We start from the raw sequence: 13,795 nt of genomic DNA, 5'->3' as shown, positions 1-13,795 counted from the left end.
GTTCGATTACCGCTTGTCGTCGCCTCGCATCCGGCGTTGGAGTCTGGCCCAGGTGCGTCGCGGGTGATGCGTCTAGACGGAAGTCTCAGCGCGCACCGGGCGCGCCCGGACGCTCTTAACGCCCCCTGCGGCTATCTTTGATTCCGCCGCAAGCAAAGTTGACTATTGCGTTTCGTCGGTCCGAACTGTCAAGGTGCGGCGGTCGACACGTAGCATGTGGGCCACGACCGGGCAGGTGTTCTTCAATGCCTTTTCAGGTGTGCCTGAAGTTCGCGCGTGTCGAGGGCCGAGAGATCCTCGTTGATCTCCTCGAAAATCATCTGACGCGTCTGTTCGCTCAGACGCTCGCGAAGGAGGCCGAGAAATTTTGGCTCCGCGGCCAATCGCAATCGCTGATACCGGTGATGAAGCCGTCCCTGTTCGACGCGGTCGGCGACGGTCTTCGCGAATTTGTCGCGTTCCTTCTCGCTCAGCGCCGGCCCACCAGGGGCGACGTTGACGAGGTCTTCGATTTCCCGCAAGTCTAGTTGAAGTCCCGGAGTCTCGAAGATTCGAGCACGGCTGCCGTCGGCGACGACAACCCAGGTAGTGTGAGCCATGGTGCGCCTCTCAGCGTGATCGGTCGCCGGCCCGGCGGCCATCGCAAATCGTCGCGTGACGCCGGCGGGCTTGCCGGTCAGCGACAGTCTATCTCCAGCGCCCATCGGTGACGGACCGTGGGGCTTCCCCGCGCTCCTGCGCGAGCGACGGATAGTCGGTATATCCGCGTTCGCCGCCCCCGTAGAACGTGGACGGGTCCGGCGAATTCAGCGGAGCGCGCGACCGGAGGCGCTCCGGCAGGTCCGGATTTGCGATGAACAACCGTCCGAACGCGATCAGGTCCGCGTTGCCTTCCTCGAGCCATCTTTCGGCGCTGCCGCCGTCAAACCCGCCGGCCACGATCAGCACACCACGATACGTGCGGCGTATCATCTGGCTCATGCGGTTCGCGCGCTCGATGAAAGCCACATCGTCACCGGCCGCCGCCAACATGGGATTGACGATGTGCAAATAGGCCAGTCCGTATCGATTGAGCTTTTCGATGACGTAGGAGAAGGTCGCTTCGGGATCGTCGTCATGCATGTCGTTGAAGATGCCAAGAGGAGAGAGTCGCACGCCGACCTTTTCCGGCCCCCACACTTCGCAAACCGTCTCGACCACCTCGAATAGCAGCCTGGCCCGACGCTCGCTCGATCCGCCGTATTCGTCCGTGCGGCGGTTCGTGCCGGACAAAAGGAACTGATCGAGGAGATACCCGTTGGCGCCATGTACTTCGACGCCGTCCATACCGGCAGCCTTTGCGTTGCGCGCACCCCTGAGGTATTGCCGCACGAGATACGGCATCTCTTCGACCTGTAGCGCGCGAGGCTTGACACAGGGTGCGACGACACCTTCGCCCCGCTCGTTCTCGATGAATGCCTCTGCTTTCGGCTGGACAGCAGAGGGGGCAACTGGCAGCATTCCATCGGGCTGCAATGAGGGGTGTGATATGCGTCCTACGTGCCACAGTTGCATGAACATTAACCCACCCGCCTCGTGCACGGCATCTGACACAAGCCGCCAGCCCTCGACCTGCGCCTGGCTATGTATCCCAGGCGTCCATGCATAGCCCTGTCCTTGCATGGACACCTGGGTCGCCTCGCTGATGATGAGCGCGGCGTGTGCGCGCTGCGCGTAATAGCACGCGTTGAGCTGCGACGGAATGTTTCCTGGCCGGTTCGCGCGCGAACGCGTCAGCGGCGCCATGACGACACGATGACTAAGGTTGTACGGTCCCACCTTTACGGGTTCGAACAGCTTGTGTAAAGATATTTGCGCGCCGTGCTGCCGGGCTTCGCCGGGTGCGATTTCCGTATCAGGCATATTCGCTCCTAGTGTTTTTGGGCTCGGCCCGAAAAGCGCAGCCCTCGACGCATCAGAGCGCTGGTCTCAAATCACATAGACAGGATCCCACTACCGGCAGTGTAGCCATGACCTTGCGCGCGGTTCTTTCCGGTTTCTGCTCAGATGTGTCACGATCCTGCGGTCATTCGGTCCATCGCTTCATCGGGGGGGCATGCGCCCCTGCCGGGCCTCAGCGATTCTGGCGTTTTAGCAAGGTACTGCGTCTCTCATCAGCGGGTGGGGCGATCATTGCATGAGTCGATGCCTTGCCGAATTAGCGACTAGACTTAAAAGATCGTCGGCGCAGACGACACAACAGGAACGTATGCGCCCATTCCGTCACGACCCAGACGTGAGACCGAAGGAGGTAGACCAATGCCAAAAACTGTTCGAACCCCTGAGCAGATTCGCGACGAACTGCAAAGCCGCATGACGACAATCGCCGCTGATGCGCCGGGAGCTTTGCAGCTGCGCATACCGCTACCAGAGCGGCATCCGCCCGACGCATCTGGCCGCAACTGGAACATCGTGCCGCTCAATGACCTCGGTGCGGATTGCGTACATCGCATCCAGAAGGTGATCGAAGACATGCGGACCGAGTTCGTGCTTCCAGATTGACGCCGTGATACGAAATCGAATGGGGTACGCGTTGTTGTCGACCGCGAGAAGAGTCGCACGACCGATGTCATGGAATCGGCGGCAGAAAGCCAACAAAATCCGGCAGAATCTCGAAAGACACTTCCCCACGATGTCTCTAACGTGTTTGGGATATGGTCTTTCGTTGTTATCGAGCGCGCGCTGCTAGCCAGTGAAGGCATGAAACGAAAGAAACTCTGAATGGCCTCGAAGGCGGATAAGTTCATGGTCAGGATCTACGGGCGCATGCGCAGCGCTAACGGCTACGCGATACGCGACTTTCTGCATCGCTGCGACATACCGTTCGAATGGATCGAACTGGGCAGCGATAAGGAAGCGAAGGATCTTGCCCACGTGCAGCATCTTTCCGACTCCCGCTTGCCGATCTGCGTCTTCCACGACGGAACCCGGCTCGAATGCCCCACCGTTCGCCAAATTACCGAGAAGCTCGGCTGGTTTGCGAGTCCATCCCGAGAAGCCTACGATCTGGCCATTTACGGCGCGGGACCGGCGGGGTTGAGCGCGGCTGTCTACGGAGCGTCGGAAGGAATGCATACCGTACTGGTGGAGCGGTGGGCGCTGGGCGGTCAGGCAGGAAGCAGTTCAAAGATCGAGAACTATCTGGGCTTCCCACAGGGTGTGTCCGGCGCCGAGCTGGCAGAACGGGCGCGCGACCAGGCCATCAAGTTCGGCGCCGACATCCTGATAGCCCGCGCCGGCGTGCGCGCGGAGTTTCCGCCCGGCCAGGGCATCGTGTATCTGGAGGACGGCACACGTATTACGGCGCGCACGTCGATCTGCGCGACCGGCGTGGCATATCGCACGCTCGGCCTCGAAGGTGAAGCGCGCTTTCTCGGCGCTGGCCTTTACTACGGCGCGGGCGCGAGCGAAGCAGCGCTGATCCATGGCGAAGACGTCTATGTGGTGGGAGGCGGCAATTCGGCGGGACAAGCCGCCATGCACTTTTCGCAATCGGCCAACCGCGTCTATATGCTCGTGCGTGACACCTCGCTCAAGAACACGTTGTCCCACTACCTGGTGGATCGCATCACGGCGGCGCCGAACATTGAAGTTCGGACCAGCACTGAAGTGACCGCGCTCGCAGGCAGTGACACGCTGCAGGAAGTTACGCTGACCGATGTGCGCACGGGACGGCAAATTTCGGTAAAGGCGAATTGGCTATTCGTCTGCATCGGCGGCGTGCCCCAGACCGAATGGGCGCAGGAGGTCGGCATTGTCCGGGATGACGCCGGTTATCTAGTGACTGGTCCCGACTTGCAGGAATATCGGTCGAGCCTGAATTGGCCGCTCGAGCGCGCGCCGCTACATTTGGAGACCTGTGTGCCTGGCGTTTTCGCAGCGGGCGACGTGCGTCACGGGTCGATCAAGCGTGTTGCGTCTGCAGTCGGCGAAGGGGCGATGGCTGTCGCGCTGGTGCATCGCTATTTAAATAGCGCGTGAGCGTAAGCGCAACTTGTTTCGCATGCCTGCGCGCGTCTGTCCGAGGAGTACGATCATGACCCCTGGTTGCACGCATCTAGACGAGGCCCGCATCCTCCACACGCCCATCGACTATTGCGAGGAGTGCATCAAGCTTCGCCAGCCGTGGGTACATTTGCGGTTGTGTCTTTCATGCGGACACGTCGGCTGTTGCGACTCGTCGCCCAACCGGCACGCAAGCAAGCATTTTCACGCGACCGGCCATCCGCTGGTGCGCTCAATTGAACCCGGCGAAACCTGGATCTGGTGCTATCGCGACGAGATTGTCGCAGGTGAACTTGAATCGTGACGGGACGCCGCCCGTGAGGGCGGTGTCCCGTTCACGCAATGCCGGACTCACGTATGCGCCGCTTCTTGCTTCGCCTCTTCCTTCGTGGCTTCTGCGGGTGCGGAGCCCTTTTGCACACGTACAGAGTGGGAACCTGAGTCGTAAGTCATTGTGACCTTGTCGCCGTCGCGGACATCCCCCCGCAGCAGCGCATCTGCGAGTTGCGATTCCACTTCAGCCCGGATCTTGCGCTTGAGCATCCGTGCGCCGAACTCGGGGTCATAGCCGATTTCCGCGAGATGATCACGCAGCGAATTGTCGAACGACAACTCGATGTTCTGCCCGGCCGCAGTGCGTTGCACGCGCGCGAGTTGCAGATCCACAATGCTACGGATTTGCTCCTTGCCGAGCGCATGGAAGACGACGACTTCATCGACCCGGTTCAGGAACTCGGGCCTGAAGTGATGCCGCAGTATCTCCATCAGACGGTCGCGCAGCGCGGGGTAGTCGAGTTGCTTCTTGTCGGAGCGCACGTTGTCCTGGATCAGCTGCGAACCGATATTGCTCGTCGCGATAATGATCGTGTTCGTGAAATCGACGAGACGGCCCTTGCCGTCGGTCAGACGGCCTTCGTCGAAGAGCTGCAACAGGATGTTGTGCACCTCCGAATGCGCCTTTTCGATCTCGTCGAGCAACACCACGCTATACGGTCGGCGTCGCACACGCTCAGTCAGCTGGCCGCCTTCCTCATAGCCGACATAGCCCGGAGGCGCGCCCACCAGCCGGGCTACGGTATGCCGTTCGGCGTACTCGCTCATGTCGATGCGCACGAGCGCGTTCTCGTCGCCAAACACCGTTGCGGCGAGCGCTTTGGCGAGCTCGGTCTTGCCCACGCCAGTCGGTCCGAGAAAGAGAAAGCTCGCGGTCGGCTTGCCGCCTTCGGTAAGACCGGCGCGTGAGAGTCGGACCGCCTTCGCGACGGCGCTGACCGCCTCGTTCTGACCGACTACGCGTTCCTTCAGGCGGTCTTCGAGTCGCAGCAGCTTCTCGCGGTCCTGGGCGGTGAGTTCAGACACCGGCACGCCGGTGAGCGACGCCACGATCTGCGCAATGTCCTCCGCTGTGACCTCTTGCGAACTGGTGCCGCGCTCCTTCTTCCACGCTTCGGTCGCATCGTTGAGCCGCTTCTGTTCGGAGACGAGCTTGTCTTCAAGTTGCTTTGCCTTGTCGAACTGCTTGGCGGCGCTTGCCGCGTCCTGTTCCTGACGTGTGCGGCGGATGGTCGCCTCGATGTCATGCAGTTGCCCCGGCCGGGAATTCGACGAAATGCGCACGCGAGCGGCAGCCTGGTCGAGCAGGTCGATGGCCTTGTCGGGCAGGAAGCGCGCTGCGATATACCGGTCCGACAGCTTCGCAGCGGCCGCGATCGCCTCTTCGGTGATCTTCACCTTGTGATGCGCTTCGAGGCGGTCACGCAGTCCTCGCAGGATTTCGATCGTCTCCGCGACGCTCGGCTCGGGCACGTTCACCGGCTGGAAGCGCCGTTCGAGCGCCGAATCTTTCTCGATGTACTTTTGGTATTCGTTGAGCGTCGTCGCGCCCACAAGATGCAATTCGCCGCGCGCGAGCGCCGGTTTGAAAACGTTGCCGATATCGAGCCCGCCTTCGCCGCCGCCCTGGCCGGCACCGACGATCGTATGCAGTTCATCGATGAAGATGATCAGCCGGTCCTGGTTCTCGACGATCTCGTCGAGCACCTGCTTCACGCGCTCTTCGAACTCGCCACGATACTTTGCCCCCGCCACCACGCTGTTGATATTCAACTCAACGACGCGCTTGCCACGCAGCACTTCCGGCACCTGGTCCTGGGCGATGCGCTGCGCGAGTCCTTCGACGATCGCCGTCTTGCCGACGCCGGGTTCGCCGATCAGCACCGGGTTGTTCTTGCGCCGACGCGCAAGGACTTCGATGGTCGTTTCGATTTCCTTGTCGCGGCCGATTACCGGATCGAGCTTGCCGCGCCGGGCGAGGTCGCTGAGATCGCGCGCGTACTTGTCGAGCGTCGGTGTGGTGGAGCGGCCCTCGACGGTGCCTTCCTCGGCGCCCTTGCCGACCACCTTGACCGTCCTCTGCCTAAGCGCATGCGACGATAACCCGTACTTGCGCAGCAGCTCCCCCGCGAAGCCGTCTTCCTCTTCCACGAGCCCGATCAAGATATGCTCCGGTCCGACGTAGCTGTGGCCGAGTTCTCGTGACGCCGTGAGCGCGTTTTCAAGCGCACTCTTCGCGCGCGGTGACACGCCGATGCGTTCTTCATCCGTCTTCTGCGCGCGGTTGCCGCGTGGTGCGCTTTGCTCGATATTCTTCCTGATCTCCTCAGGATCGAGCTTGAATTCGCGCAGAATTTCCTGAACCACGTTATTGCTGACGAGTGCCAGCAGCAGGTGCTCGGTATCGACTTCGGACTTGCCGAACTCGACCGCCATCTGCGCGGCCGCCTGCAAGCGGTCGAGGCCGCTTTCGCTCAGGAACGTCTGCAGATCGACGGCTTCACGTGCACGGCGATGCCGGCGCGGCCGGCCGCCTGCGTGACCGCCGGCGGACTCACCCGTTTGCGCGCTATCGGCGTCTGCACGCTGATCCGAGCCGCCGGCTTGTCCGGGCGAGCGTCCGATGCGTGGCCGGCCACCCTGGCCGCTTTCCATCTGCGGCCACATGTCTTCGAACAAACTGTCGAACAGTCCGCCGTGAAAGAGAGACTCAAGCGGCGACAGACGGCGCTGATTGCGCGCCATGAACTCCATGTAGTGCTCATCGCACAGCATCAACTGACGGCGCTGGCCGTTTTCGGTGATCGTGATCTGCGAGGTTGCCGGTTTGCCGCAAACGCTGCAGGTAGGCATGATGTTCTCCGTAGTGTGGGCGGGGGATGGTCCGTGTCGTTATGCGCGTACAGCCTGACGAGTTCCGTCGCGAAGGCGGGGATATCCTCGAGGGCCATGGAAGCTGCCGAGCTGTCAGAAGTCGCCGTGCGCACGGCGCTATTTGATCTCGAGGCGCCGCTTCGCCGCGGGTTCATTCGCCGCTTTGGGCACCCGCACGGTGAGCACGCCATTCTCGAAGTTCGCCTCAGCGTGCTCGAGATCAACGCCAGAGGGCAGCGGAATGGCGCGCTGGAACTGTCCGAACGCCCGCTCCACCCGGTAGCAGCCCTTCTCGTCGCTCTTCGATTCGATGCGCTTCTCGCCGGTCAGCACCAGCATGTCCTCAACGACTTCCAGCTCCACGTCCTCGCGCGACAGTCCTGGCAATTCGGCCACGATGCGAAGCGCGTCGCCGTCGTCGACGACGTCGAGTCGCGGCTGAAAGCGGCTGGGACTGAAGTCGCCGAACCAGTTGCCAAGCGGTCCCATCCCGCCGAACGGATCGCGTACGAGGTCGGTGAGAAGATGCAGGGGATCGGGCAGCGGCCAACGGGCCGCATCGAACGATGCCGGCCAGGCGGACGCGGCCGCTTCTGAGGTAGACGGCGCGGGGGCCTGCTGCGAGGGCGGGGCGTTCAGCTTCGCGTCTGCGCCCTTTTCCTCGGGACTCTTGCGCAGGAAGCGAAAGGGGTTCCACTTATCGAGGTCCAATAGCATCGCTATGCTCCTTGTTCAGATGAGCCGTCAAAGCGGCCCGAATCTTCAGTGACTGCCGCTTTGACGCTTGCGGCTAAATGTCAGCCCTTGGCATATTCGAACTCTGGCAGTTTCTTGAGCGCGTCCTTGTTCGCGCCGACCAGGATGGCCTTCGGCGCTATCTGCTTGAACTGCTGAACGGGAATGGCGACACGGTGCGCCGCGACCCCGAGAAAGCCGCCGACGTCGATAATCGCCGCCGAAAGCGAGCCATCGGGCGCGACAATCAGGTCGTCGACGCGGCCGATCTTTTCGTTCTTTTCGTTGTAGACATCGGCGTGAAGCATCTTGGATGCGCGCCAGCCTCTGGCGACTACTTGCTCTTCGGTGACGGTCACCCCGAGCGTCGCTTTGCCGGCGATGGGCGCTTCCTGCGCGGTCGCGCCGCTGGCGGCAAAGCCACAGACGGACAGCGCGAGGATGAATGAGGACAGCCTTGCGGCCGATGCGAGGTTAGGCTTCATGGCGTTCTCCAAATGCGCAACGGACTACGTGGACGCCGGGCGCGGCATGCGCCTCATGAGTGCAGCGGCGTGTTTTGCTGTTCGCGAAGGACGGGGCTGCGCCAATTCCGTGCTCCGAGGCCAAGGACGAGCAGAAGCGCACCGGTGATGATCGCGTAGGTGCCGATCATCCAGACGAGGGCGAGCGCTCCAGCACCCGGGACGGCCAGCACGAAGATGCCAAACAGAACCGACAGGCTACCGATGAACAACAGCAGCCACTGCGTGCGGCCGTGTCTTTTCAGGCGAACCCAGGTGAAGAGGTCGAGCGCTCCGGTGACGATGGCATTCGCGCCCATCACGGTGACCAGCACGAGCGCCGTGACGCCCGGCGCCGCGACGGCGATCACGCCCGAAGCGATCATGCACAGCCCAAGCAGCAACGGGAGCCACCAGTCGGTGCGAATCGAACGATTTCGTATCGCCGCGCTGACCGCAGCGACGCCTCCTATGAGTGCATACGCCGCGAACATCGCGACAAGGAGCAGCAGCGTAAGACCCGGCCAGCAAAGCGCGAGAACGCCGAACAGGATTCCCGCAGCGCCACGCAGCGCGAGCATCCACCATGCGCGACCAAGTAGTTCGTCCATCGTTTGAGCTCCCGAGGCGGATCGCCGATATCCGGCTGGCACAGCGCGTGCAATTTCATTTCATCAAGCGTACGTCCGCGAGGAGCGTTCTTCTTTCGAGTTCCTGCCCAAAGGTGTCGGCTTTCTGCGCTTGTTGCTTGTTCAGCGATCCAGTCGAGAAGGCCTCACGCCGGATCCTAAGGACGGAGATGCGCAAGGCGGAAAGCGCGTGGCGTACACCCTACATATCGATGAAATACCGCGGTGAAATGCTGCTGCGTCTGAAAGCCGACGCGCGCTGCAATATCGATCAGCGGGAGGCTCCCTTTCGAGAGCATCGACTGCGCTAACCTCAACCTTTCGGTTGTCAGGTAGAAGTGAGGCGGATGCCCTGTCGCGTTCTTAAACGCCCGCGCGAAATGCGACGGGCTCATGTGCAGGAGCGCAGCGAGGTCCTCGATCTGAATATTGTCTGCAACGTGCTCGTGTATGAAACGTTCCACGATGCTTAGCTTTGAGTGGGCGAGGCTTGTACCCGTGTCGCGCGTATCAGCCGCGAGTCCATACCGCCGCATGAGATGAAGTGCAAATACGTCGGCGAACGCTGCGACGCATCTAACATCCGGGCTGCTGCTGGCGTGCAACGCGGTAAGGGTGTCGCCCGCTTCGCGCAGGAAAGGATCCCACGCCTTGAACCAGCAAGGGATATCGCAAGGCGTGGTGCCGAGCGCGTTTCGAGCGGTCTCTTTCAGCCTGGCCCAATGGAGCGCGACGACAAGGCCGTGCGGATCGTCGTCATTGACGAGCGTGACACGAGCCCAGCCCGGCACGATAGCGATAAACGGCGCGCTGACGCTTAGATTCTGATAGGGGCGCGCGCTGCTGGGGACGGTGTTCGCGTGCGCGGTGGTCCGATCCGCCGGGATGATACAAAGGATCCATTGCGCCAAATTCCGTTCGGGGTCCGGGCATGACGCCCCGATCCCGTGGCAGGTAAGGTGGTGCAACTGTGGAGAACGCTGTAGCTGCTCCATTGCGCGCGTCCCCCGACGGGAGGCCTCGAAGTATCGGAGGTTGCATAGTAGTCCAGTTTCTGTCGATAGCAGCTTGTTTTGCGAGCTTGTTTCGTTGTTATACGCATGCCTTACGTACGCCACCAAAATGCAATTCTCGCCCGATGCGTGCGACGTGTGCAGGCCTGCTCGACGATCGAGCAAAACTTGCGAGCCTCGATGATCTTCGAGAAAAAGCAGGTAAATCAATCGCGCGTTTCGCGATCCCGCGCGGCGCGCTCTTCAATCGCCGCATCGACGGGATCGTCGCGTTGCCGCATGAGCCAGTAGACGCTGCCAAGCGCCAGCAGCGCGGCCGCGAGTGCGGCAATGCGACCAGGGTCGGTAGTTGGATCAAGGATGATGAACTTGCGTGCTATCGCGAGCATCGCGATAAGGATGACCGTCTTGACCTGCACGATGTGGTCGCGCCTCAACATGACGCGGGTGATCGAATGCTTGAATTCCATTGCGATCAACAACGTCATCACCATGCCGAAAACCGCTTGAAAGATCGCGTGATCCAGCGGATTGAGGGAGCCTGACAGCAATAGCGCCACGACCGCCCGAATCAACTGCCACAGCGATACGACGATGATCACCGAGATCACGACGCTCAGGATGTGGGCGATGATCTGCTCGAAGCGCTCGTAGAAGGTCAGTACGCGCCATTGCAGCCGAAATTCGTCGAGCTTCGCGCGAATTTGGGTTGGCTTGCTCATGGATCGGGTCGCAGGAAGATTTGGGCAGGCAGTGCGGCCGGTCAAGGCGTGGATGCGCCGTGACGGTCGCAACGAAAGCGACCCGCGCCTACAATCTTAGGCCATGCGCGCGGCCTTTTCTTTCGTCTTCCTGCTGTTTCTTTTCTCTTATCTGCTTGCTGAGCGCCCCCATGCAATCCCGTCACGGCTATAAAACAATGAAATCACGAGTGCGATCAACTCGGTGTAGTTCTCCTACGCCAGGACTTCGAGATCGGCGCTGTCCATTGACTTGCCTCCCCGCCATTCACCGCAACAGCGTGATATTTTCCGCAACACCGGCCGGCATGCAGATGTGCTTGATTTCCGTGAAGTCGGCGAGGGCATCGTAGCCGTGCAGGCGGCCGAGACCGCTTTGCCGGTAGCCACCCGTTTCCGCTTCGGCAAAGAGCTTGTTGTGATCGTTGATCCACACCGTGCCGTTGCGCAGCGCGCGCGCGATGCGAAACGCGCGCGCGCCGTCGTTGGTCCACACGCTCGCGGAGAGGCCAAATACGGTGTCGTTGGCTCTGTCGATTGCCTGTGCTTCAGTGTCAAACGTCTCCAGCGTGACCAACGGTCCGAAGATTTCCTCTTGACAGAAGAACGCTTTCGGGTCGCTGTGTTCGACGAGCGTCGGCGAGAGGAACGCGTGTCCTGAGCGCGTGCCGCGCAGCAGTACGCGATCGGCCTGGTCGCACGCGCGGGCAATGGTTCGATCAACCGCGTCACGCGTGTCCGCGTCGATGAGCGGACCGATGTCCATTGCCTCGTTGATGCCTTCGCCCACTTTCAGCGCTTCGAGCGCACGCGTCAGATGCTCACGCATCTCCGCCGCTCGCCGGGCATGTACGAGCACGCGGCGCGCAGCAGTGCATTGCTGACCTGAGATGATCGTCGCGGCTCGCGCGATACGCGGCGCGATCGCGGCGACGTCTGCATCTTCGAAGACGACACAGCACGACTTGCCGCCAAGTTCGAGCGAGAGCTTCTTCATGCTTTCGGCGGCGGCGGCCATGATCTTCTTGCCCGTCGCGGTTGATCCGGTGAAACTCACCACGTCGACGTCATGCGACTCGACCAGCCGTTTGCCCGCCGCATAGCCAATCTCGTTGACGAGATTCACTGCGCCCTTCGGCAGCGCGGTCTGCTCGAAGCAGCGCAGCATGGTTGCGATCACTAGCGGAGTCTGTGGGGCGGATTTGACGATTGCCGTGCAGCCAGCGGCGAGAGCGGGCGCGAGCGAGCGCACGAGCAATACCGCGGGCGCATTCCAGGGCACGAAGATGGCCGCGACGCCAGCGGCCTCACGCAGCATCGTCGAGATCGTTCCTGGTTCCGTTTCCAGCACGTGCCCCGCGATGTGCCGAGCGAGTCCCGCGTAATATCGGACTTCGGAAATCGCGGCTGCGATCTCGCCGCGCGACTGCGCGATTGCCTTGCCGTTTTCGCGCGTAAGCAGGATCGCAAGCGGCTCGCGTTGCGCATCGAGTGCGCCGGCCCACGCAAGCAGCACGTCCTGACGCAGGCGCGCGTCCTGTGCCCACGTCGTGCGGTCGAACACGTTGCGCGCCGCGGCGATGGCCGCATCGGCTTCGGCCGCCCCGCCGTCGGCGAACTGGCCGATGCTTTCGCCGGTAGCCGGATCGATGCTGTCGACCGACGGCACGCCGACCCATGCGCCGGCGATCCAGTGTAGTGCTTTCATGCAGTTTCCTTGGAGAGAAGAGGGGCGTTTGTGCCGGATGCGTTTGACACGCGATGCAGTTCGTCGGAGATGATCTCGATCAGCGCCTCGGCCGCAGCGGACAACGGCCTGCGCGGATGGCTCACGCGCACGATATGCCGCACGATGCGTGGCGCGAGAATCGGATAGGCCCGCAGTGTCCCACGCTGCACGGCCCGGCCAACGGCGATGCGCGGCAGGATCGTCGCAAAGCGGGTGCTCTCTACGAGCTTCACGATTGTGCTGAGCACGTCGATTTCGAAACGCGGCGCAAGCAGCACGTCTTCGTGCTGTGCGGCGGTATCGAGCACACCGCGCAGGCCGTGGCGTTTGGTCGGCAGCACGAGTTCGAGTTCGGGCAACTGCGCAAGCTCGATCGTGTGCGGTAGGTCAGGGCCGTGCTCGGCACTCGTCGCCAGCACCATTTCTTCATCGAGCAGCGTCTGCGAATCCAGCGATAGGCGCGCGCGGGGCTTGTTGATGAGGGCCGCATCGAGTTGGCCACCCGCGACCCAGTCGATGAAGGTCGCGCTGAAGCCGTCCGCCACTGTCACTTCGACATGCGGATAACGCGCATGAAAGCGCGAGAGCGAATCGGCAAGCACGCTCTCCGTCACCGATGCGATGAGCCCAATGCTCACATGCCCCGTCACCACTTCGTCGCGCTGCTGAAGCTGCTGCCGCGCGTGCGCAAGGTCGCGCATGATCGGCAGAAAAAGGCGATACATCAGGCGTCCAGCGGCGGTGGGGGCCATGCCGTGAGCGCCGCGCTCGAACAATTGCTGATGTAACTCTTCCTCCAGCTTCGCGATCTGCATGCTGAGTGCGGGTTGCACGATGTTGAGCCGTTTGGCCGCGCGCGTGACCGATCCGTCCTCGAAGAGCGCGATGAAGTACTGGATTTGCTTGAGGTCCATTTCTTGTTCAGCTCGGTATCAATAAGACTAATGACGTTCTACAACGGTATCAGCCCGATGGCCGCGGTCTGGCTTGCCGGCGGGTCTTGTAATCCCCTGCTGTGCGCCGAAGCGCCAACGGTGTATTGATATCGACTTGAAAGACCGGTGTCATCGGGGCTAACTCTGATATCAGCATTTATGATTCAAAACATCAAAAAACAGTATTAGAACTTATATCGCGACCTCGCTACGCTTCATTTCATCCCATGCCGCGGCGCTCGGCCGCAAACACGCAAGGG

General features: G+C 61.7%; 13 protein-coding genes. 3 read left to right on the top strand and 10 right to left on the bottom strand.

Annotated elements, in window-relative coordinates:
- Positions 1-242: 242 nt before the first annotated feature.
- On the bottom strand, positions 243-704 hold the full coding sequence (locus AWB76_RS39295; protein ID WP_341845305.1) for a host attachment protein: 462 nt from the start codon (positions 702-704) through the stop codon (positions 243-245).
- Complete coding sequence (locus tag AWB76_RS23470) at positions 688-1,902, bottom strand: alkene reductase (RefSeq protein ID WP_061162527.1); 1,215 nt, start codon at positions 1,900-1,902, stop codon at positions 688-690. The genes AWB76_RS39295 and AWB76_RS23470 overlap by 17 nt, the downstream gene beginning before the upstream one ends.
- A 396-nt stretch (positions 1,903-2,298) precedes the next feature.
- Between AWB76_RS23470 and AWB76_RS23465 the strand changes: the two genes are divergently transcribed.
- The 3 genes from AWB76_RS23465 (at position 2,299) to AWB76_RS39290 (ending at position 4,348) form a co-directional block, all read left to right on the top strand.
- Positions 2,299-2,541 (top strand): hypothetical protein, encoded by a 243-nt coding sequence (locus AWB76_RS23465; RefSeq protein WP_061162526.1) that lies wholly within the window; start codon positions 2,299-2,301, stop codon positions 2,539-2,541.
- A gap of 219 nt (positions 2,542-2,760) precedes the next feature.
- The gene (locus tag AWB76_RS23460; RefSeq protein WP_061162525.1) at positions 2,761-4,020 is read left to right on the top strand and encodes an NAD(P)/FAD-dependent oxidoreductase; all 1,260 of its coding nucleotides are present in this window, start codon (positions 2,761-2,763) and stop codon (positions 4,018-4,020) included.
- Between the two features lie 55 nt (positions 4,021-4,075).
- Positions 4,076-4,348 (top strand): UBP-type zinc finger domain-containing protein, encoded by a 273-nt coding sequence (locus AWB76_RS39290; protein WP_074171391.1) that lies wholly within the window; start codon positions 4,076-4,078, stop codon positions 4,346-4,348.
- Between the two features lie 47 nt (positions 4,349-4,395).
- Here the strand turns inward: AWB76_RS39290 and AWB76_RS23455 are convergent, their stop codons facing one another.
- The 8 genes from AWB76_RS23455 to AWB76_RS23420 form a co-directional block, all read right to left on the bottom strand.
- The gene (locus tag AWB76_RS23455) at positions 4,396-7,230 is read right to left on the bottom strand and encodes an ATP-dependent Clp protease ATP-binding subunit (RefSeq protein WP_061162524.1); all 2,835 of its coding nucleotides are present in this window, start codon (positions 7,228-7,230) and stop codon (positions 4,396-4,398) included.
- 138 nt (positions 7,231-7,368) lie between these two features.
- Positions 7,369-7,968 carry an Hsp20/alpha crystallin family protein gene (locus AWB76_RS23450; RefSeq protein WP_061162523.1) on the bottom strand — a complete coding sequence of 200 codons (600 nt, stop codon included), beginning with the start codon at positions 7,966-7,968 and terminating at the stop codon, positions 7,369-7,371.
- A gap of 80 nt (positions 7,969-8,048) precedes the next feature.
- On the bottom strand, positions 8,049-8,471 hold the full coding sequence (locus tag AWB76_RS23445) for a PRC-barrel domain-containing protein (protein ID WP_061162522.1): 423 nt from the start codon (positions 8,469-8,471) through the stop codon (positions 8,049-8,051).
- Positions 8,472-8,524: 53 nt separating this feature from the next.
- Positions 8,525-9,100 (bottom strand): HdeD family acid-resistance protein, encoded by a 576-nt coding sequence (locus tag AWB76_RS23440; RefSeq protein ID WP_061162521.1) that lies wholly within the window; start codon positions 9,098-9,100, stop codon positions 8,525-8,527.
- A 176-nt stretch (positions 9,101-9,276) separates the two neighbouring features.
- Positions 9,277-10,029: a helix-turn-helix transcriptional regulator gene (locus AWB76_RS23435; RefSeq protein ID WP_244173427.1), complete on the bottom strand. Its 753-nt coding sequence runs from the start codon at positions 10,027-10,029 to the stop codon at positions 9,277-9,279.
- A gap of 308 nt (positions 10,030-10,337) precedes the next feature.
- On the bottom strand, positions 10,338-10,853 hold the full coding sequence (locus AWB76_RS23430; protein WP_061162519.1) for a phosphate-starvation-inducible PsiE family protein: 516 nt from the start codon (positions 10,851-10,853) through the stop codon (positions 10,338-10,340).
- Between the two features lie 286 nt (positions 10,854-11,139).
- Positions 11,140-12,579 carry an aldehyde dehydrogenase family protein gene (locus AWB76_RS23425; protein ID WP_061162518.1) on the bottom strand — a complete coding sequence of 480 codons (1,440 nt, stop codon included), beginning with the start codon at positions 12,577-12,579 and terminating at the stop codon, positions 11,140-11,142.
- Positions 12,576-13,514: a LysR family transcriptional regulator gene (locus tag AWB76_RS23420; protein WP_061162517.1), complete on the bottom strand. Its 939-nt coding sequence runs from the start codon at positions 13,512-13,514 to the stop codon at positions 12,576-12,578. Before AWB76_RS23420 ends, AWB76_RS23425 begins: the two co-directional genes overlap by 4 nt.
- Positions 13,515-13,795: the final 281 nt, after the last annotated feature.

Source organism: Caballeronia temeraria, from assembly GCF_001544795.2.
In the GTDB taxonomy this organism is placed as follows: Bacteria; Pseudomonadota; Gammaproteobacteria; order Burkholderiales; family Burkholderiaceae; genus Caballeronia; species Caballeronia temeraria.
Note: the sequence above shows the minus strand (reverse complement) of the source record. Positions and strands in the feature narration are given on the sequence as shown.

What these genes read in the sequence shown, in the direction of transcription:
- AWB76_RS23430 (WP_061162519.1), bottom strand. Translation starts at nt 10,853, where the DNA reads ATGAGCAAGCCAACCCAAATTCGCGCGAAGCTCGACGAATTTCGGCTG.
- AWB76_RS23445 (WP_061162522.1), bottom strand. Translation starts at nt 8,471, where the DNA reads ATGAAGCCTAACCTCGCATCGGCCGCAAGGCTGTCCTCATTCATCCTC.
- AWB76_RS23470 (WP_061162527.1), bottom strand. Translation starts at nt 1,902, where the DNA reads ATGCCTGATACGGAAATCGCACCCGGCGAAGCCCGGCAGCACGGCGCG.
- AWB76_RS23455 (WP_061162524.1), bottom strand. Translation starts at nt 7,230, where the DNA reads ATGCCTACCTGCAGCGTTTGCGGCAAACCGGCAACCTCGCAGATCACG.
- AWB76_RS23450 (WP_061162523.1), bottom strand. Translation starts at nt 7,968, where the DNA reads ATGCTATTGGACCTCGATAAGTGGAACCCCTTTCGCTTCCTGCGCAAG.
- AWB76_RS39290 (WP_074171391.1), top strand. Translation starts at nt 4,076, where the DNA reads ATGACCCCTGGTTGCACGCATCTAGACGAGGCCCGCATCCTCCACACG.
- AWB76_RS23440 (WP_061162521.1), bottom strand. Translation starts at nt 9,100, where the DNA reads ATGGACGAACTACTTGGTCGCGCATGGTGGATGCTCGCGCTGCGTGGC.
- AWB76_RS23465 (WP_061162526.1), top strand. Translation starts at nt 2,299, where the DNA reads ATGCCAAAAACTGTTCGAACCCCTGAGCAGATTCGCGACGAACTGCAA.
- AWB76_RS39295 (WP_341845305.1), bottom strand. Translation starts at nt 704, where the DNA reads ATGGGCGCTGGAGATAGACTGTCGCTGACCGGCAAGCCCGCCGGCGTC.
- AWB76_RS23420 (WP_061162517.1), bottom strand. Translation starts at nt 13,514, where the DNA reads ATGGACCTCAAGCAAATCCAGTACTTCATCGCGCTCTTCGAGGACGGA.
- AWB76_RS23460 (WP_061162525.1), top strand. Translation starts at nt 2,761, where the DNA reads ATGGCCTCGAAGGCGGATAAGTTCATGGTCAGGATCTACGGGCGCATG.
- AWB76_RS23425 (WP_061162518.1), bottom strand. Translation starts at nt 12,579, where the DNA reads ATGAAAGCACTACACTGGATCGCCGGCGCATGGGTCGGCGTGCCGTCG.